Source organism: Sphingopyxis sp. GW821-FHT12F08, assembly GCF_058806755.1.
In genome coordinates, this window is sequence record NZ_JBXAQA010000001.1 from 736,410 (window position 1) to 757,033 (window position 20,624).

A 20,624-nucleotide genomic window follows, 5' to 3' on the forward strand; every position below is an offset into this window, starting at 1 on the left:
TCTCGACCGTTCGTGCTGAGCTTGTCGAAGCACCGTTCTTCCTGTCGACGTCGCAAAGAAAGAGCGGCCCTTCGACAAGCTCAGGGCGAACGGATTGTTGGTGACGCCAGAACAGGAATCAATTCATGACCGCAGCGATCGGCGAAGCACTGGACCAGCTCGAAGCAGTGGTGAAAGCGCGCCTCGCCGCGGGCAATAGCGATGCGTCTTATGTCGCGAGCCTCGCCGCCAAGGGCCGCGGCAAGATCGCGCAGAAGCTCGGCGAGGAAGCGGTCGAGACCGTCATCGCCGCCATGAGCGAGGACGACAAGGCGCTGGTCGGCGAGGCCAGCGACCTGATCTTCCACCTTTCGATCCTGCTCGCCGACCGCGGTCTCGGCTGGGACGATATCGCCGCCGAACTCAGCCGCCGCCACGGCACCTCGGGCCACGCCGAAAAGGCCGCCCGCCCGTCCTGACATCCCGCAGAGGAGCCATCATGCCGATCGACGCCACCCTCCCCTATGACGAGAGCAACATCTTCGCGCGCATCCTGCGCGGCGAGCTGCCGTGCAAGAAGGTCTACGAAGACGAGTACAGCCTCGCCTTCCACGACATCAATCCGCAGGCGCCGCTGCACATCCTCGTGATTCCCAAGGGCCCCTATGTCAGCTGGGACGATTTTTCGGCGCGCGGCGGCGACGCCGAGATCGCGGGCTTCGTCCGCGCGGTGGGGCAGGTCGCGCGCGATGCGGGGCTCGTCGCGCCGGGCTACCGCCTGCTCGCCAATGTCGGGCTCGACAGCCACCAGGAGATCCCGCACCTCCACGTCCATATCTTCGCGGGGCAGAAACTGGGCCCGATGCTCGCGCGCTAAAGATCCTCCCCGGAACGGGGAGGGGGAGTGCAGGGTCGGGGCGGTGCATCATGACGCGAGGTTTCGACCCCTCCGTCAGCCGCTGCGCGGCTGCCACCTCCCCGTTCCGGGGAGGAACGTCCAAGTCGGCCGAATCACCGCGAATTCGATTTGTCAGTGATCCGGATCACAGCGCTTCGCCGCATTGCGATTAACCGTGCGCGCCATGCGGCAGCGGGTGGACTCGGCCCCCTGTTTCCAGCAGGATAGTGCATAGACCACGGGGAGAGACGGCGATGGCGGGATGGCAGGCTTGGGGCAAGGCGCTGGCGGCCAAGGCAAAGCTCGCGCTCATCCTCCCGCTCGCCGGATTGCTCGCCGCCGCGAGCGGCGACACCATCCCGCAGGTCATCCTCGCCACCCCCGGTAGCGCGGGCAATGGCGACGGCACGATCGCGCGCTTCACATTGCGCTTCTCCGACGACATCGTGCCGTTGGGCGACCCGCGCGCCAAGGCCCCCGCCAAGCACGACTGCCCCGTCCCCGGCACCGGCCGCTGGGTCGACACGCGCACCTGGGTGCTCGAATTCGACAAATCCTTGCCCGGCGGGGTCACCTGCAACGTCGAGCTGGTCCCGAACCTGCGCACCGCGGGCGGCGTCTGGGTCGGCGGCAACAGCCGCTTCGAGATCGACTCGGGCGGCCCCTCGGCGCGCGCCGTCCTCGCCGGCGGTACTTACGACGGGATCGAGGAGGACCAGATCTTCCTCGTCGCGACCAATGTCGCCGCCGACCGCGCCTCGGTCGGCCGCTACGCCTATTGCGCGGTCGACGGCATCGGCGAGAAGATTCCCGTCGACGTGCTGAAGCCCGAAACCGCGAGCGAGATCCTCGACGGCTTGGGTCAGAATAATTGGGACCGCCAGGAATTCTCGTACAACGGCAATCTGCCGCTGCGCCTCCCCGCCGCGGGCGCCGACCGCAACGCCGCGCTCGACCGCATCGTCCCCGTCAAATGCCGCCGTCCGCTGCCCCCGGGGCGCGAGATGGCGCTCGTCTGGGACGCGCGTATCCAGCAGGCCGGCGCGCCGTCGCGTACCGCGGGCCGCGACCAGCGCTTCGACTACGACGTCCGCCCAGCCTTCACCGCGAAAATGTCATGCAGCCGCGTCAACCCGCAGGCGGGCTGCAACCCGCTGAAGGACATCACCTTGAGCTTCGCCTCGCCGGTCGCGCGCGACGTCGCGCTCGCCGCGACGCTGAACACCGCCGACGGCCGGAAGATCGCGGCGAAGATCGACGACGACGACAAGAATGACGCGCATGTCACGTACGTGCGCTTCACCGGCCCGCTGCCGCAGAATGTCGACGCGACGCTGATCCTGCCCGCCGACGTCGCCGACCAGAGCGGCCGCAAGCTCCAGAACCAGTCGAACTTCCCGCTCAAATTCCACATCGACCGCGCCCCGCCCTTGGTCAAATTCGCCGCCAGCTTCGGCATCCTCGAGGCGAGCGAGGGCGGCATATTGCCCGTTACCGTGCGCGGGGTCGAAGCCTCGCTCGCGCAGTCGAACCTCAAGATGCCCGCGACGACGCTGCGCGTCGGCGACGACGATGCCGCGATCGCGCGCTGGCTGAAGCGCGTCGACGACGCCGACGACACCGATTATCGCGAGGAGCGCGACGCCACCGGCAAGGAAGTCACCGTCAACTACACCGGCACCAAGTCGGTGTTCGACGGCGCCCCATCGGGCGGCGAGCGCCGCGAGATGCAGCTCAGCCCCGCCGCGGGCGGCAAGGAGTTCGAGGTCGTCGGGATTCCCCTCGCCGAAAAGGGCTTCCACGTCGTCGAGATCGCCAGCCCCGAGCTCGGCGCCGCTTTGCTCGGGCGCAAGGCGACGCGCTACGTCACCACCGCCGCGCTCGTTACCAACATGGCGGTGCATTTCAAATGGGGCCGCGAAAGCTCGCTCGCCTGGGTGACCTCGCTCGACACCGGCCTGCCCGTCCCCGGCGCCGAGGTCCGCGTCATCGACGCCTGCACCGGGCGCCAGCTCGCGCGCGGCACCGCCGACAAGCAGGGCCGCCTCGCCTTCCCGAGCGGCCTGCCGCAGCCCGAAACCTATGCGAGCTGCGAGGAGGACCCGAACCCCGCGGTCAGCGAGGGCCATGCGCTGATGGTCAGCGCGCGCAGCGGCGACGATTTCAGCTTCACCCTCACCGACTGGGGCAATGGCATCCGCCCCTATGACTTCGACCTGCCCTATGGCTGGTCCGAACGCGAGGACATCCTCCACACCGTCTTCGACCGCGCGCTCGTCAAGGCCGGCGAGACGGTCAACATGAAGCATATCCTGCGCCGCCCCGTCGGCACCGGTTTCGCGGCGCCCAAGCCGATGGCGGGCAAGCTCCGCCTCGTCCACCGCGGCTCGGACACCGAATTCTCGATGCCCTTCAGCATCGACGCGTCGGGCAGCGGCGAAAGCATGTGGAACGTCCCCGCCTCGGCGCCGATGGGCGACTATGACCTCGTCTTCGTCACCAAGGACAAGGATGGCGAAGACAAGACGATCTGGTCGTCGCAATCGGTCAAGGTCGACGAATATCGCCTGCCGACGATGAAGGCGACCGTCACCGGGCCCAAGACGCCCCCCGTGCGCCCCACCCAGGTCCCGCTGTCGCTCTTCGTCGGCTATCTCTCGGGCGGCCCCGCGCCCAATATCCCCGTCGAGATGCGCACCAGCTTTTCGCCGAGCTGGTCGCCCCCCGAGGATTATCGCGACTGGGATTTCGACGGCGCGGCGATCAAAGAGGGCGTCGTCCAGCTCGACGACAGCGGCGAGGAACCCGCGGCCGAGATGCCGCTCGCGCGCTCGGTGCCGCTGCGCCTCGACGCCAATGGCAGCGCGACGACGACCGTGTCGGTCGACCAGCCGATCACCGAACCGACCCAGATGGCGGTCGAAATGGATTATGAGGACGCCAATGGCGAGACGTTGACGTCGAGCCGCCGCATCACCCTCTTCCCCTCGGCGGTCCGCCTCGGCCTCAAGACCGACGGCTGGCTGATGCGCGACAACGACCTGCGCCTCAACTTCGTCGCGCTCGACCTCGACGGCAAGCCGCTGTCGGGCCAGCGCGTCCAGGTCGCGCTCTACAGCCGCGAGATCATCACCGCGCGGCGCCGCCTGATCGGCGGCTTCTACGCCTATGACAACCAGATGCGCACGTCGCGCCTCGGCGCGACGTGCAGCGCCAGCACCGACAAGCTCGGCCGCGCGCGCTGCGCGATGGCGCCCGGCGTCTCGGGCGAGGTCACCGTCGTCGCGACCACGGTCGACGCCGACGGCAACGAAGCGCGCGCCGTGCGCTCGGTCTGGCTCGCGGGCGACGACGACTGGTGGTTCGGCGGCGACAATGGCGACCGCATGGATGTCATCGCCGAAAAGCCGCGCTACGCCGCGGGCGACACCGCGAATTTCCAGGTCCGCATGCCTTTCCGCGAGGCGACCGCGCTGGTCACCGTCGAGCGCGAAGGCGTGCTGTCGAGCTTCGTCGTGCCGCTCAAGGGCACCAACCCGGTGGTCAAGGTCAAGCTGCCCGCGACTTACGCGCCCGACGTCTATGTCTCGGTGATGGCGGTGCGCGGGCGCATCACCGGCAACGAAAGCTGGTTCCGCAAGCTGAAACGCGCCGCGGGCTTCAAGATCGAGAATAGCGAGGGCGCGCCTGCTACGGCTTTGGTCGACCTCGCCAAGCCGAGTTACCGCATGGGCATCGCGCGCATCAAGGTCGGCTGGGAAGGCCATCAGCTCGGGGTGAAAGTGACCGCCGACAAGGCCAAATATGCCGTCCGCGAAACCGCGAAGGCGAGCATCGAGGTCAAGGGACCGAACGGCAAGGCCCCCGCCAACGCCGACGTCGCCTTCGTCGCGGTCGACGAAGCTTTGCTCCAGCTCGCACCCAACGAAAGCTGGAAGCTGATCGACGCGATGATGGGCGAACGCACCCTCGACGTGCTCACCTCGACCGCGCAGATGCAGGTCGTCGGCAAGCGCCATTACGGCCGCAAGGCGCTCGAACCGGGCGGCGGCGGCGGCGGCGACCTGTCGGGTCTCACTCGCGAAGATTTCCGCCCCGTGCTGCTCTGGAAGGGCCGCGTGCTGCTCGACGCCAAGGGCCGCGCCACGGTCAATGTGCCGCTCAGCGACAATCTGTCGGCCTTCCGCCTCGTCGCGATCGCCACCGACGGCACGCAATATTTTGGCACCGGCGAGACGAGCGTCCGCACCGTGCAGGATCTCGGCGTCTTCGCCGGGCTCCCCGACCTGGTGCGCACCGGCGACACCTTCGACGCGCGCTTTACGCTCCGCAACGGCACCGACAAGGCGATGACGGTCACCGCCACCGCGACGCTGTCGCCCGCGGTCGCGACCGCGCCGCCGCTCACCGTCACCATCCCCGCCGGGGGTGCGGTGCCGGTCAGCTGGTCGGTCGTCGCCCCCGACAACGCCGGCCCGATCGAATGGACCGTCGACGCCGCGTCGAAGGACGGCAAGGCGCGCGACCGGCTGGTCTTCCAGCAGATCGTCGAACCCGCGGTGCCGATCGAGACCTGGGCGGCGTCCTTGTTCCGCGTTGGCCCCGATACCAGCCTGCCGATCGGCGTGCCCGAGGGCGCGCTCGCCGGCGGCTATGTCGACATCGCGCTCGCGGGCACGCTCGCGCCGCCGCTGTCGGGGGTGCGCGACTATATGGGCATCTATCCGTACAACTGCTTCGAACAGTCGACCTCGCGCGCGGTGGCGCTGAACGATGTCGGCCGCTGGCAGGCGCTGGCGGGGGCGATGCCGACCTATCTCGATAAGGACGGGCTGCTGCGCTACTGGCCCAACGAACGCCTCGAGGGCTCGGCCGAGCTCACCGCCTATGTCCTCGCGGTCACCGCGGCCAACGGCTTCGCCATCCCCGAGGATTCGAAGGCGAAGATGGTCAAGGCGCTGCAGGCGGTCGTCGAGGGACGGCTGACCCGCAAGGGCTATGGCCCCTATGACATCCGCCCGGTCCGCGTCGCCGCGCTCGCCGCCCTCGCGCGGAGCAATGCGTCGAGCGCGAAGCTGGTCGCGGCGATCGACATGGCGCCCGTCGACATGGCGACCGGCACGCTCGCCGACTGGCTCGTCGCGATCGAGCGCACGCCGAACGTGCGCAATGCCCCGGCGCTACGCGCCGCGGCCGAGGCCGAACTCAGGAAGCGTCTCGTCTACGAAGGCACGCGCGTCGACCTCGTCGACGATGCGAAAGCGCCGTGGTGGATGATGGTCAGCGGCGACGAAATGGCGATCAAGACGCTCGACGCCGTGCTCGGCCGCAAGGGCTGGGAAAATGACGCGGGCAAGCTGATGGTCGGCGTCGCGCAGCGCCAGCGCGGGGGCCATTGGGACACCACCCCCGCCAATGCGTGGGGCGCGGTCACCGTCCGCCGCTTCGCCGAGCTTTATCCCGCCGCCGCGATCACCGGGATCAGCCGCATCGAGCTGATGGGCGCGACCGCGAGCCAGGGTTGGCCGCTCGCCGAACCGGTGACGCCGCTCCGCGTGCCGCTCGCCGCGGGCAAGATGAGCCTCCGCCACGAAGGCACGGGCTCGCCCTGGGCGGTGGTCAGCGTCAGGGCGCCGGTGCCGCTCCGCGAACCGCTCAACGCCGGCTACCGGATCAAGCGCTCGGTCAGCGTGATCAAGGCGGCGACCCCCGGCACGCTGACGCGCGGCGACGTGATCAAGGTGCGGATCGAGGTGATCGCCGCCGCCGGCCGCACCTGGGTCGTCGTCAACGACCCCGTGCCCCCGGGCGCGACGATCGTCGGCAACCTCGGCGGCCAGTCGCAGATGCTCGGCGAACAGGCGGGCGGCGAGGGCGTGTGGCCGAGCTATGTGGAACGTGGGAAAGACAGCTGGCGCGGCTATTTCGGCTGGATGCCCGCGGGCACCCACGCGGTCGAATATGTCGTGCGATTGAACGGTTCGGGCCGCTTCAACATGCCGCAGACGCGCGTCGAGGCGATGTACTCCCCCGCGATCCGCGGCCAATGGCCGAATGCGCCGGTCACCGTGGCCAGCGCGGCGGATTGATGGTCATGCGCATCCTCATTCAACGCCCTCCCCTTCAGGGGAGGGCAGCGAGACTAGGCAGCTTGCTGCCTAGTCGCAGCGGGTGGGGGCCATCGGCCTTGCGCAAGGCCGATGGCCCCCACCCCCAACCCCTCCCCTGAAGGGGAGGGGCTATGCCCACCGAACAGCCGACCAATCTCCCCCCCAAACGCCGCTGGTTCGACGCGCTCGCTTGGGCCGCGCTCGCGCTCCTTATCCTCGCCACCGCCGCGCATCTTCTCACCAAGCCCCCCGCGATGCCCGCCTACGCCGACGTCCGCGCCGACTGGAAACCCAGCGAAGCCTGGCTCTACGACCGCGACGGCCGCCTGCTCGACAGCGAGCGCGTCGATTTTGCGCGCCGCCGCATGGCGTGGGTCCCGCTGACCGACATCGCCAAGCCGGTGCGCGACACCGTCGTCGCCAGCGAGGACAAAAGATATTGGTCGCACGGCGGGGTCGACTGGCTCGCGATCGCCAGCGCCGCCCGGACGCGCCTGAATTTGGGGGGGGGCGGCGGCGGCTCGCGCGGCGCCTCGACCTTGCCGATGCAGCTCGCGGGTTTCCTCTCGCCCGAGCTCGCGCTCCCCGGCCAGCGCGGCTGGCTCGCCAAGATCCGCCAGATGCGCGCGGGGCAGGCGCTCGCTTCCGACTGGACGCGCGAAGAAATGCTCGAGGCCTATTTCAACCTCGTGCCCCTGCGCGGCGAGACGCAGGGCATCGGCGCCGGTGCGCGCGCGCTGTTCGGCAAGAAACCCGCCGACATGGACCGCACCGACGCCGCGCTCTTTGCGGGCCTGCTCCCCAACCCCGCCGCGGGCGCGGAAACGCTCGGCCAACGCGCCTGCCGCGCGGCGCAGGCCAGCGATTGCGGCCCGCTCCGCCTCGCCGCCGCAACCCTCGTCTCCGGCGAGCGCATCGCTGAGCTCGACCCCGCGCTCGCGCCGCATCTCGCCGTCCGCCTGCTCGACAAGCCCGGCAAGCGCGTCACCACCACCATCGATCGCCGCATCCAGGAGGCCGCAATCATCGCGCTCAAGCGCCAGCTTTCGGGCCTTGGCGCCGACCGCGTGCGCGACGGCGCGGTCGTCGTGCTCGACAACAAGACCGGCGACGTGCTCGCTTATGTCGGCGGCGTCGGGCTCAAATCGACCGCGGCGCAGGTCGACGGCGCCAATGCGCGGCGGCAGGCGGGCTCGACATTGAAGCCGCATCTCTATGCGCAGGTGATCGAGCATCGCTGGCTCACCGCCGCCTCGATCCTCGACGACAGCCCGGTCCAGCTCGACACCGCCTCGGGGCTCTACGTCCCCAAGAATTACGACCACAGCTTCAAGGGGCCCGTCAGCGTCCGCCACGCGCTCGCTTCGTCGCTCAACGTCCCCGCGGTGCGCGCGCTCGTCATCGACGACGTCCAGCAGTTCCGCGATCGCCTGTGGGCCCTAGGCTACCACGGCCTCGTCGAGGACGGCGAATATTATGGCTTCAGCCTTGCACTTGGATCGGCCGAAGTGTCCCTGGTCGAACAGGCCAATGCCTTTAGAACATTAGCAAATAGCGGAAACTGGTCCCCGGTAAACTATGACGCTACGCGGCACCTTCGCCAACATCCGCCGCGCCCGATCGTCGCCCCCGCCGCCGCCTTCATCGTCGGCGACATCCTCGCCGACGCCGCCGCGCGCACCGACGCCTTCGGCGCCGACAGCGCGCTGCGCCTCCCCTTCTGGGCGGCCGCCAAGACCGGCACGTCGAAGGGCATGCGCGACAATTGGTGCATCGGCTGGTCGGACCGCTTCACCGTCGCGGTGTGGGTCGGCAATCTCGAGGGCGATTCGATGCGCGCCGTCTCGGGCACCTCGGGCGCCGCGCCGGTGTGGCGCGACGTCATGCTCGCACTCCACGCCGGCAGCCCCGGCAAGGCGCCCGCACAGCCCGCGGATGTCGAGGCGCGCCAGATCGCGCTCCCCGGCACGCGCGAGCCGCCGCGCCGCGAATATTTCATCCGCGGCACCGCGCAGGCCGAAATGGCCGCCGCCCCCGCCGCGTCGCGCCGCCCGCGCATCACCAGCCCGGTCAGCGGCAGCGTCTATGCGCTCGACCCCGACATTCCGCTCGACCGCCAGCGCCTTGGCGTCGCGGTCAGCGGCGAGGTGACCGGCTACCGCCTGATCCTCGACAAACGCCCGCTCGGCGACGCCGACGCGGGGCAACAGATCCTGCCGCGCCCCGGCAGCCACAAGCTCGCGCTGGTCGACCCCGGCGGCCGCCTGGTCGACCGCGTCCGCTTCACCGTGCGATAAGCGATAAAGCGCCCGTCACACGCCTGAAATTAAGTTGCGCTGACGACAGGAGCGGCTAGTCTGCCCTGCCAGGAGAGGGCCCGCACCGGGCTCCAAAGGGGACATTCTATGTTGTTTGACCGCGTAAAACCGCTCGACGCCATTTTGGCGACGGCGGAGAAAAAATCGCTTACGCGAACGCTCGGCGCTTTCCAGCTCACCATGCTCGGCGTCGGCGCCGTGATCGGCACCGGGATTTTCGTTCTGACCGCCGAAGCCGCGCAAAAGGCGGGGCCGGGCATGATGATCAGCTTCATCATCGCGGGCGTCGTGTGCGCGGTCGCAGCGCTCTGCTATGCCGAAATGGCCTCGATGGTCCCGGTTTCGGGCTCGGCCTATACTTACAGCTACGCGGTGATGGGCGAGCTGCTCGCCTGGATGGTCGGCTGGGCGCTGATCCTCGAATATGCGGTCGCAGCGGGCGCGGTCTCGGTCGGCTGGTCGGGCTATATGATCGGCATCCTCGAAAATGCCCTGCATATGGACATACCCGATGCGCTGGTGCTTGGCCCCTATGACGGCGGGATCGTCAACCTGCCGGCGATGTTCATCGCGGGCCTCGTCACCTGGCTGCTCGTCATCGGCACCAAGGAAAGCGCCATGGTCAATGCCGTGCTGGTGCTGATCAAGATCACCGCGCTCACCTTGTTTTGCGTGCTCGCGCTGCCCGTGATGAAGATGGAGAATTTCGAGCCCTTCGCACCGCTCGGCATGGCGGGCATTTCAGCCGCCGCTGCATCGATCTTTTTCGCCTATGTCGGTTTCGACGCCGTCTCGACGGCCGCGGAGGAAACCAAGAATCCGCAGCGCAACATGCCGATCGGCCTGATCGGCTCGCTCGCGATCTGCACGATCTTCTACATCCTCGTTGCCGCCGGCGTGATCGGCAGCGTCGGCGCGCAGCCTGTCGCGGATGCCGCGGGCAACGCCTATGCCGCGGGCAGCCTCGAGCTCAGCAAAGCCTGCTCGGCGATTGGCGACAATGCCGTGGTTTGTTCGAAGGAGGCTCTCGCCTGGACGCTCCGTGACATCGGCTGGACCCAGATCGGCAACCTTGTCGGACTCGCCGCAACGATCGCGCTTCCGTCGGTCATCCTGATGATGATGTTCGGCCAGACCCGCATCTTCTTCGTGATGAGCCGCGACGGCCTTCTCCCGGCCGTGTTTTCAAAGATTCACGCGCGCTTTCACACGCCGCATGTCATCACGATCATCACCGGGGTGTTCGTCGCGCTGTTCGCGGCCTTCTTCCCCGTCGGCAAGCTCGCCGACATCTCCAACTCGGGGACGCTGTTCGCCTTCCTGATGGTGTCGATCGCGGTGGTCGTTCTGCGCCGCACCGACCCGGCGCGCGTACGTCCCTTCCGGACGCCGCTCGTCTATGTGATCGCACCGATCTCGGTCATCGGCTGCGCCTATCTGTTCTGGAGCCTGTCGGTCGATACCAAGCTGATGTTCGTCGGCTGGGCGGCGGTCGGCCTCATCGTCTATTTCCTCTACAGCCGCTCCCGCAGCCATGTCGGGCTCGGCCATGTCGAGGTGCACGAGGACGATCCCGACGCACCGCCGCAGCCGGTCCCGCCGGCGCCGTCGTTCGGCAAGGACTGAACGGAAAGGGGGCTTCGGCCCCCTTTCTTTTTCCTGTCAGAACGGGCTTTTCGGCGCGGTGCCCGGGCGGGTGAACAACCTGCCGCGCTCGGCCCAGAGGACGAGCGCCAGCCCGGTGGTCGCACAGCCGAGAAAGGCATAGGCGAGCGGCAAGGTCGACCCGTCATATTGCTGGCCGATGAAGGCGCCGACGCACGCCGCGAGCAAGGTCTTGGCAAAGCTCTGATAGGAGGAGGCGACGCCGGCCATATGCCCGAAATCCTCCATCGCGATCGACCCGAAATTGCTGCCGATAAAGCCGATCAGCCCGACGTTGACCATCATCAGCACGGTGAACATCGCCAGCGTCTCGGCGCCGCTCAGGGCCGCGACGATCTGCGCGATCGAGGTCGCGATGAACGCGAAGACCGCGGTCTGCGACACGCGCCGCGCGCCGAAGCGCTCGACAATCGCGGCGTTGGAGAAATTGGCGATCGCGATGCCCACCGCGACGCAGGCGAAGACGAGCGGGAACAGCGCCTGTGCGCCGAACACCTCGGCGATGATCTGCTCGCTGCTGTTGAGATAGCCGAACAGCGCGGCCTGCATCACCCCCGCCGCGAACATATAGCCCGCGGCGCGGCGGTGGCGCATCACCGCGCGCCACCCCGCGACCATCGTCCGCCAGTCGAGCGGGCGGACATCGACGGGATCGAGCGTTTCGGGCAGGCGTCGGAGCCAGAGGAGCATCACCACGCCCATCCCGGCGAGCACGAGGAAGATCGCGCGCCACCCCGCGAGCGCCGCGACACCGGCGCCGATCGACGGCGCGATGATCGGGACGATCATGAAGACGAGGAAGATCAGCGACAGCCTTTTCGCCATCGCGTCGCCCGAAAACAGGTCGCGGATCACCGCGACGACGACGACGCCGAGCGCGGCGCTGACGAGGCCATGGCCGAAGCGCAGCGCGAGCAGCATCGGGAAACTGGTCGCGAGCCCGCAGCCGATCGCGAAGACGGTGTAGGCGATCAGCGCGGGCACGAACACGCCCTTGCGCCCGAACCGGTCGGCGAGCGGGCCATAGACCAGCGCACCGAGCGCGGTGCCGAAGATATAGATCGAAATCACATATTGCCGGTCGTTCGCGACCGCGACGCCCAGCCCCTCGCCGATCGCGGGCAGTGCCGGGAGCATGGCATCGATCGCGAGGGCGTTGAGCGCCATCAGCATCGCCATCATCGCGACCATCTCGCGCGGGCCGGGGACGCCGCGCGTCGTTTCGGGGGGCGGGGAGGCGGGGATATTGTGCATCGCAGCGGCGCTATGCTCCCCCCGGCCCGCTTTGAACACCCCCGCAAAGCTATGCAGCGCAAAAGAAAAGGGCCGCCCCCAACCTTCCGGAGAGGGGGCGACCCTTCGCTCATTCGAGGCGCAGGCGATCAGCCCTGGCGCGTGCCGGTCATCGCCATCGAGCCGAAGGGACCCGCCTTGATCGTGCCGGTCAGCGCGTCGCCGTCGATCACGGCTTCGCATTCGAGCGTCATCGGCATCGGCACCTTCATGTTCATGGTCCAGCTCAGCTTGTTGCCGTCGACCTTGCCGTTCTCGACGTCGAGCGACCCCATCGCACCGGCGTTCTGGCCGGTGAAGGCCGCACCGTCGCTGGTGACCGTGAAAACCGACTTCTGGTCGCCCATCGGCGACTTGGTGACGCAATCATAGCTGCCATCGACTTGAGACATAGGGGCTCTCCTACTGAAACTGATGTTAATTAGCGAGAGACACCATTTCCACCGGCAAACCCAATCCGTCAAGCTGCGGTTTCACCACCGACGCATCGCCGACGACGACATAGACGAGCCCGTCGGTGCTCAGCGCCTTGCGGGCGGCGGCATCGACTCCGGCGGCGGTCATCGCCTCATAGGTCGCGGGCAGTTTTTCGTAATAATCGTCGGGGCGGCCGAACTTCACGATCGTCCGCAGCCCGCCGAGCACGTCCCCCGAGGTTTCGAAACTGCCCGGCAATTCACGGACGCTGCCGTTGATCGTGCGCTGCAATTCCTCCGGCGTGACGCCCTTGTCGCCGAGGAACGCCTTGAGGTCGCTCTGCAGCTCCTTGATCGAATCGCCGGTGCGGTCGGCCTGCACCGGGGCCGCGGCGACCCAGGCGATGCGGTCCTTGTCGCCCGAGATGCGGCTGCGCACGCCATAGGACCAGCCCTTGGTCTCGCGCAGATTGGTGTTGAAGCGCGACAGGAAATTGCCGCCGAAGATGTCGTTCGCCGAGCGTAGCACCTCGAGGCTGTCGGTACCTTTAGCACCCAGCACCTTGCCCGCGAGGATCACCGACTGCGGCGATTTCGGGCGGTCGAAGAGCAGGATGCGCGGCTGCGGCGCGGGGATCGCGACCTCGAAATGCTTGACCGGCTTCGCGGTCGCCGGCGCCTTCCAGTTGCCGAAGGCGGCGTCGAGCTGCCTGGTTACGTCCTTCAGCGTCGTGTCGCCGACGACGAAGATGCGCGCGAGGTCGGGGCGGATCCAGGTCGAATGGAAGCTCGCGAGCTGAGCCTGCGTTGCCGCGGTCACCGCCTTCGCATCGCCGAGCCCCGACGGCGGAATGCCATAGGGATGGTCGGCGCCATAGAGCACCGGCATCAGCACGCGCGACGCGATCGCGTTCGGATTGTTGAGCTCGGCCTTCAGGCGGTTCAATTGCTGCGCGCGCACGCGCTCGAGCTCCTTCGCGTCGAACGCCGGGTTGCGGATATAGTCGGCGAGCAGCGTCAGCGAGGGCGCGAGATTGGGCTTGAGCGCGAACAGGCTGAACACCGTCTCGTCGGCGTTGGCCGAGCCGTCGATCTGCGCCCCGAGCCGTTCCTTGGCCTCGGCGAAAGCGATCGAATCGAGGTTGGTTGTGCCCTCGTCCATCAGGCTGAGCATCAGCGACTGGGTGCCGAGCGCGCTGTGCGGATCGGCGGCATAGCCGGCGTCGAAGCTGACCGCGACATTGACCGTCGGCACCGTCGCGCGGCGCGCGAAGACGACCTCGATCCCGTTCTTGAGCTTCGCGCGCTCGATCGCGGGGAATTCGAGCGCCTTGAGGTCGCTGACCTTGGGCAGCTGCGAGCGGTCGGCGATCGCCGTGCCGAAGCCCGTATCGGGGCCGACGTCGCCGAGCGCGGGGTTCCAGTAGCGATCGGGCTCGACTGCGGCGGCGACCTTGTCGGCGGTCACCGCGCCGCCACGATTCTCGCCGCCCTCGGTGCGTTCGCCGGGGGTGTAGGTCAGCGAGAAGGCCGGGCGTGACAGCCATTTCCGGGTCACCGCCTTGACCTCGTCGGGTGTCGCCTTGGCCAGCCGGTCGAGCTCGACCTTGTAATAGCCGGGATCGTTCGAATAGAGCGCGCCCTCGGCGAGCGCGACCGCCTTGCCGCCGAAGCCGCCGACCGATTCGAGCCCCGCGATCGCGCCGCCGAGATAGCTCGCCGCCGCGCGCTGCAGCTCGTCGGCGGTCGGGCCGCTCGCGACGAATTTGGCGATCTCCTCATCGAGCCGCTGGCCGACGAGCGCGGGATCGACGCCCGGCTTCACATCGGCCTGGACGAGCAATATGCCGGCGTCCTCGAACGACTGGGCGAAGGCCGAGACGCTGACCGCGACGGGATCCTTGCGCACCAGCGCATTGTCGAGGCGCGACGAGGACAGGCCGCCGAGCACGCCCATCGCCATCTGCAGCGGCACCGCCTCGGCATCGTTGAGGCCGGGAATCGCCCACATGCGATAGAGGCGCGTCGTCGGAACCAGATCCTTCACCTCCTTCGCGAGCGGCGCGGGCAGCGTCGGGACCGAGGTCGCCGGCGCCGTCACGGCGGGGCCCTTGGGGATGTCGCCGAACCACTCCTGCACCTTCGCCCTGGCGGTCGGCACATCGACGTCGCCCGCGAGCACCAGCACCGCATTGTTCGGGCCGTAATTGTCGCTGAACCATTTTTTCACATCGTCGAGGCTGGCCGAATTGAGGTCGGCCATCGAACCGATGGTGCTGTGGTGATAGGGGTGGCCCTTGGGGTAGAGATTTTCGAAAATCTCGTAGCGCAGCAGGCCATAGGGGTTGTTGTCGCCCTGGCGCTTTTCGTTCTGGACGACGCCGCGCTGGTTATCGAGCTTTTCCTGCGTCACCGCGCCGAGCAGATGCCCCATGCGGTCGCTTTCGAGGAACAGCGCCATGTCGAGCGCGCCGGTCGGCACGGTCTCGAAATAATTGGTGCGGTCGACGTTGGTCGTCCCGTTCTCGTCGGTCGCGCCGACCTGCTGCAGCGGCTCGAAGAAATCGCCCGGCGCATTTTCCGATCCGTTGAACATCAGATGTTCGAACAGGTGCGCGAAGCCCGTCTTGCCCTTGGGCTCGTGCTTCGACCCGACGCGGTACCACACCGACACCGCGACGACGGGCGCCTTGCGATCCTCGTGCACGATGACGCGCAGGCCATTGTCGAGGGTGAAGGCCTGATACGGAATGTCGACCGCCTTGACGAGGTCGGCGATCGGCGCGGGATCGGCGGCCTTGGCCTTGGCGAGCGCGGGACCCGCGGCGACGAGCGAGGTCGACAGGGCAAGGGCGACGGCGAAACGGTGGAAACGGGGCATGGATATCCTCTTTATCGGGAACGGGCAGCTGGCCCGATGCGACCGGGTGCCGGACGGCACTGTATCAGCGGTTTAGGACGGCCGGGCGCCGCGTTCAAGGCCGATAGACGCGCGGCTTGGTCGCCCAGAGCGCGGCGGGATCGAAGAGCACGGGTTTGAGCTTATGCTGTGCGAAGAGCGGCGCCTGGTCGTTGTAATGCGGGCTGTCCGGCCGCGTCGTTGCCGATCCGAAGGGCTGGATCGATTCGGATTTGAGCGTGCCGTCGCGGCCCCAGGTCACGAACATGATGAAGCTGTCGCCGTGGCGCACCTTCAGCCGCCCGTCGGGTTCGGCGTCCCACAGGGTCGAGGCGCGCACCGTGTCGTTGCCGCCATCGAGCGGCAAGTCGACACGGGTGGAGCCCTCGCCGTGGCGGAGCCGCAGCACGGTGCCGAGCTTCGGGTCGAGCGTGCCGAAATGCTCCTGCAGATGGTCGGCGGCTTCCTTCAATATTTCGCGCGGGTCGGGGCGCTCGGCGAGCCGCTGGTAATGGACGCGGTTCGCGGGGCGCAGGATCATCAGCGCGAGCGCATCGCCCTGCCCCTTGCCGTCGAGGTTCCAGTCCCACGCGCGGATCAGCGCCTGCGCCTTGGCGAGTTCGGGATCGCCTGTCAGCTTCAACGCGAGGATGCGGTCGATCCACGCCTTGGCATAGCCCGTCTTCGCATAGGTCGCGTCATATTTGATCGCTTTCAGCCGCGCCTCGTCGATCTGGCCCGACGCCTCGAACAGGTCGATCAGCCGCGACGCGCGATTGCTCATGTCGTCCTCGATCCCGAGCAGCGGCGAGAAGGCGGCGGCGTCGAGTTCGTCGCCCGGGCCCGCGGCGACCCACGGCGTGTTGTTGGCGTTCATCACATAGCCCGAGCCCGGATTGACCAGCGCGGGCACGCGGTCGAAGGGCAAGGTCTTGGTCCACAGATCCGCCGAAGTGTCGCCGGGCAATATGCCGCGCCAGTTGTAGCCCGCCGGCCGGTCGGGGAACATCGCATTGTAGAACATGCCGATATTGCCTTCGCGATCGGCATAGATGAAATTGGTCGCGGGCACGCCCTGCCCCGCCATCGCGGTGCGCCATTCGGCGAAATTCTTCGCCTTGCCCAGCCGGTAATATTGGGTGACCATGTCGGCCCGGTCGATCCCGGCATAGCGGATCGCGAAGGCACCCTTGTCGTTCTTGATCACCGGGCCGTGCACCGAACGATACGCCATGCGCGGGATGGGCAAGACGAAGGGCCCGAACTTGACCTTCAGCCACACGCGCTTCTTTTCGAGCGGGCGCCACGCGCCGTCGAAGCGATATTTCTCGCCGCTGTCGTCGAGTGTCAGCTGGTAGATGTCGATCAGGTCGGGCCGGTTCACCGTATTGGTCCAGCCGAGATATTTATTGTGACCGAGGAAGGGATAAGGCGAGCCGGGGAAGTTGGCGCCTGCGAAATCCCAGCCATCCTCCGAATGCACCACCAGTTCGTACCACGCCACGCCGCCGGTCCACGGCTGGTGCGAGTTGGAGACGAGCCGTGTCGCGCCGTCTGCCGAGCGCGACGGCGCGACCGCCATCGCATTCGATCCGTTGGCGGCGGGGTCGGTGCCGAGCGGGGTGTCGCTGCGCGGGATGATCTTGCCCGTCGCGTCCATCGCCGGGCCGCCCTCGCGCCCCATGGGCTTGTCCTCGACGAGCGCGCCGAGCGTCGAATCGAGCCCGAAGAAGAAGGGCGAACGCAGCACGAAGCCCGCGACGACATCCTCGCCGGTCACCGGGAACAGCCCCGACAGGCGTATCTCGTCCGGATGCTTGTCGGCATAGCGGTTGAGCCCCGCCGCATAGGCGGTGAACAGCGCCTGGACATCTTTGGGCAGCCTGGGCCAGTCGCGCGCGGTCGTCTTGCGGACGTCGAGCAGCGCCGCGGCATAGTCGATCGCCGCGCCGTCCTGCCCGAGCATCGCCCCCGCGCGCCCGCGCGTCATCGCGAGCACCTCCTGCAGCGTCGCGAAATCATCCTCGGCATGGGCATAGGCGACGCCATAAGCCACATCGGCATCACTCTTCCCGAAGATATGCGGGACGCCATATTTGTCGCGCGCGATGCGGACGTCGGTCGGCTGGAAGTCGGGTGCGGCGGGCGGCTCGGCGGTGAAGGGCTCCCATATTGCCAGCGACACACCGGCGAGCAGCAGCAGGAGCAACAATCCGATTCCCGTTTTACGCAGCATGCTGGTCCCTCTGGTTCGCGGGTCAATATCAAGATCTGAATCCCGGCGGTGCTGCCCCACTTCGAGTACATTGGCAATCATTAGCCGCGCCGCTAGCGTCGAGCAGTCGGTGGGCGGAGACGAAGATATGAAGCGGGATTACGGGACGGGGGAGAATCGACACTCGCCCTGGCGCAATCTCGACATCGACCCGACATCGGACCTGCGCGCGGTCCGGTCCGCTTATGCCCGCAAGTTGAAGGCGATCGACGTCGAAGCCGATTCTGCAGCGTTCATCGCACTGCGCCGGCATTTCGACCGGGCGATGCTCTTGGCTGCACATTTGTCGGCAGGCGACGCGACGCGAACGGAATATTCGCCCGCGCCGGCGGCGAGCGAGCCGCCGCAAAGGACGGCCGGCTCGCAACCGGTCGACCACGCCAAGGCCGACGGATCGGCATCATTCGAACGGCTGACCCAAGAGGTACAGCAGCTGTTATGGCAGCCGCCAAACACCGAGCGCGACGCCCGCCTGCACGAAGCGACGCGCGCGCTGCTGGATTCACCCCTGCTGGAAAATGTTGATCGGGCAGCCTTCACCGAACGGTGGTTCGCCACCACGCTGCTCGATGCCATTCCGCAGTCCGACCCCGTCATCGCAATGGTCTCGGATCATTATCGCTGGCACGACCGCGCCGATAGCGTTCGGGAACTGCCCGGACTGCCGTCGATCATCCGGCGGCGCGAGGACATCGCTTACAGCCTGCGCCTCCGGCAACCGGCGCATGACTGGAACGCCGCATATGAATATCTGCACGCGCCGACCCAGGCTTCGGCAACCGACGAGCAAAAGCGGACTCTCGGCAATCAGATCGCCGAGATGCTGGAGAGCATCCGCTACCATCATCCCACCATCGAGTTCGAACTGGATCGCGATCACGTCGCGCATTGGGATCGCCTGATCCGCGAAGCCAAGGCCGCCCGCGAAGCCGAAGAAAAGATCGAGACCACCTTCCTCCAGAATATCTTCGGCTTCATTCCCTTCTGGGGATGGCTGCTCATCCTGTTTGCCGTCAGCCTGGTTTTCGGCGACCCGCCACCGCCACGATGACCGGTACCGCGACGTCGTTCGTCGAGCCGCGCTTTGCCGACGAGCATCGGGCTGTTAGCGCTTCGCCCCGGACCAAGAGACACGGAATAACAGGGAGTTGATTTTCGATGCGTACCAAAAGCCTGCTGCTTGCCGCCTGCCTCTCGCTTGCCCCGCTGATGGCGCCCGCCGCGATGGCCCAAAGCGTGACCGGGTCGGGGGTCGTCCCCGGCACCGTCGCCAACAGTAGCGAGCGCCCGATCGGCTTTGCCGCGAGCGCGCCCGCGAACGGCGTGCTCGTCGTGCTGATGGCCGATGCGGCGCTGCCTGATCTGGCCGCCGTGGGCGTCGGCGCGGCCGAGCGCGCGGCGATCGAGGCGGCGATCGCCAACGCCAAGTTCGAAGGCAAGGCCAACGCCACGCTGTCGCTGCGCGGAATCGGCGCGTTTAGCCGCATCCTGCTCGTCGGCACCGGCAGTGCGCCCGCGATGCTCGCACGCGCCGAGGCGGGCGGCAAGGCGGCGCAGGAGGTCAAGGCCGACGCGGCGCCGGTGACGCTGACCGGCGCCTTCGCCGGTGCCGAGGGCGCCGAGGCGGGCTATGGCTTCGCGCTCGGCCAATATCGTTTCGACCGCTACAAGACCGTCGACCGCAAGCCCCCCGCGACCGAGGCGGTGACGATCGTCGGCGGCGACAGCGCCGCGGCGGGGGGCGCCTTCACCGCGCGCTGGCGCCCGCTCGCCGACGGCGTGCGCCTGTCGCGCGACCTCGCCAACGAGCCCGCGAACGTCGTCTATCCCGAAAGCTTCGTCGCCGAGGTGCGCCAGGCCTTTACCGGGGTCGGCGGCGTGACGATCGAGGTGCTCGACGAGGCCGCGATGCGCCGGCTCGGCATGGGCACGCTGGTCGGGGTCGGCCAGGGCAGCCCGCGCGGCTCGCGCCTGCTCGCGGTGCGTTATCGCGGCGCCGGCAGCGACGCCACGCCGCTCGCCTTCGTCGGCAAGGGGATCACCTTCGATTCGGGCGGCATCTCGCTCAAGCCCGGCGCGGGCATGTGGGACATGAAGGGCGACATGTCGGGCGCCGCCTCGACGATGGGCGCGGTGCTGTCGCTCGCCCGGTCGAAGGCGCCGGTGCATGTCGTCGCGGTCGCGGCGCTCGCCGAGAATATGCCCGACGGCAATGCCCAGCGCCCCGGCGACGTGGTGCGCACGATGTCGGGCAAGACGATCGAGATGCTCAACGCCGACGCCGAGGGCCGGCTCGTGCTCGCCGACGCCAATGAATATGTCGCCGACAAGTACAAGCCGCGCGCGATCGTCAACATCGCGACGCTGACCGGGTCGATCGTCGGCGCGCTCGACGACCAATATGCCGGCCTCTTCGCGCGCGACGAGACGCTGGCGGCGCAATTGCTCGCGGCGGGAACCGCCAGCGGCGAGGAATTGTGGCGCATGCCGCTCCACAAAAATTACGCCAAGAAGATCGAATCCGACATCGCCGACATACGCAACATCGCGCCGGGCGGCGGGCCGGGGGCCAGCATCGGCGCGCATTTCATCGGCTATTTCGTCGCCGAAACCACGCCCTGGGCGCATCTCGACATCGCCGGGGTCAACCAGGCGGATACCGCATCGCCGCTCGTGCCCAAGGGCATGACGGGCTTCGGCGTGCGCCTGCTCGACCAGCTGGCGCGCTACCGCTGATAATTTTGCCGTTCGCTATCAGGCCTCCATTCTGG

The 20,624-nt window shown here is 67.8% G+C and carries 11 protein-coding genes; 7 read left to right on the plus strand and 4 right to left on the minus strand.

What is annotated here, in order from left to right; all coding sequences use genetic code 11:
- The first annotated feature begins 125 nt into the window (after positions 1-125).
- The 5 genes from AC1RNQ_RS03695 to AC1RNQ_RS03715 all read left to right on the plus strand — a co-directional run bounded on the left by AC1RNQ_RS03695 (position 126) and on the right by AC1RNQ_RS03715 (position 10,931).
- Entirely contained in the window at positions 126-458 is a 333-nt protein-coding gene (locus tag AC1RNQ_RS03695; protein WP_493169010.1) for a phosphoribosyl-ATP diphosphatase, read from the plus strand.
- A gap of 20 nt (positions 459-478) precedes the next feature.
- Entirely contained in the window at positions 479-856 is a 378-nt protein-coding gene (locus tag AC1RNQ_RS03700) for a histidine triad nucleotide-binding protein (RefSeq protein ID WP_493169012.1), read from the plus strand.
- A gap of 275 nt (positions 857-1,131) precedes the next feature.
- Positions 1,132-6,966, plus strand: a complete 5,835-nt coding sequence (locus AC1RNQ_RS03705; protein ID WP_493169014.1) for an alpha-2-macroglobulin family protein — start codon at positions 1,132-1,134, stop codon at positions 6,964-6,966.
- A gap of 152 nt (positions 6,967-7,118) precedes the next feature.
- Positions 7,119-9,284 carry a transglycosylase domain-containing protein gene (locus tag AC1RNQ_RS03710; protein WP_493169016.1) on the plus strand — a complete coding sequence of 722 codons (2,166 nt, stop codon included), beginning with the start codon at positions 7,119-7,121 and terminating at the stop codon, positions 9,282-9,284.
- Positions 9,285-9,392: 108 nt separating this feature from the next.
- Entirely contained in the window at positions 9,393-10,931 is a 1,539-nt protein-coding gene (locus tag AC1RNQ_RS03715; RefSeq protein WP_493169018.1) for an amino acid permease, read from the plus strand.
- Between the two features lie 36 nt (positions 10,932-10,967).
- Here the strand turns inward: AC1RNQ_RS03715 and AC1RNQ_RS03720 are convergent, their stop codons facing one another.
- The 4 genes from AC1RNQ_RS03720 to AC1RNQ_RS03735 form a co-directional block, all read right to left on the minus strand.
- The gene (locus AC1RNQ_RS03720) at positions 10,968-12,224 is read right to left on the minus strand and encodes a multidrug effflux MFS transporter (protein ID WP_493169020.1); all 1,257 of its coding nucleotides are present in this window, start codon (positions 12,222-12,224) and stop codon (positions 10,968-10,970) included.
- Positions 12,225-12,352: 128 nt separating this feature from the next.
- The gene (locus AC1RNQ_RS03725; protein ID WP_493169022.1) at positions 12,353-12,655 is read right to left on the minus strand and encodes a hypothetical protein; all 303 of its coding nucleotides are present in this window, start codon (positions 12,653-12,655) and stop codon (positions 12,353-12,355) included.
- A 25-nt stretch (positions 12,656-12,680) separates the two neighbouring features.
- Positions 12,681-15,560, minus strand: coding sequence for a M16 family metallopeptidase (locus tag AC1RNQ_RS03730; protein WP_493169024.1), 2,880 nt, complete (start codon positions 15,558-15,560; stop codon positions 12,681-12,683).
- Between the two features lie 94 nt (positions 15,561-15,654).
- A complete protein-coding gene (locus tag AC1RNQ_RS03735; protein ID WP_493169025.1) occupies positions 15,655-17,814 on the minus strand; it encodes an acylase in 2,160 nt (719 codons plus the stop codon).
- Positions 17,815-17,941: 127 nt separating this feature from the next.
- Here AC1RNQ_RS03735 and AC1RNQ_RS03740 point away from each other — a divergent pair, with 127 nt between their 5' ends.
- Together AC1RNQ_RS03740 and AC1RNQ_RS03745 are read left to right on the plus strand one after the other, a co-directional pair.
- Positions 17,942-18,904: a hypothetical protein gene (locus AC1RNQ_RS03740; RefSeq protein WP_493169027.1), complete on the plus strand. Its 963-nt coding sequence runs from the start codon at positions 17,942-17,944 to the stop codon at positions 18,902-18,904.
- Positions 18,905-19,011: 107 nt separating this feature from the next.
- Positions 19,012-20,589, plus strand: coding sequence for a leucyl aminopeptidase (locus AC1RNQ_RS03745; protein ID WP_493169029.1), 1,578 nt, complete (start codon positions 19,012-19,014; stop codon positions 20,587-20,589).
- Positions 20,590-20,624 lie beyond the last annotated feature (35 nt).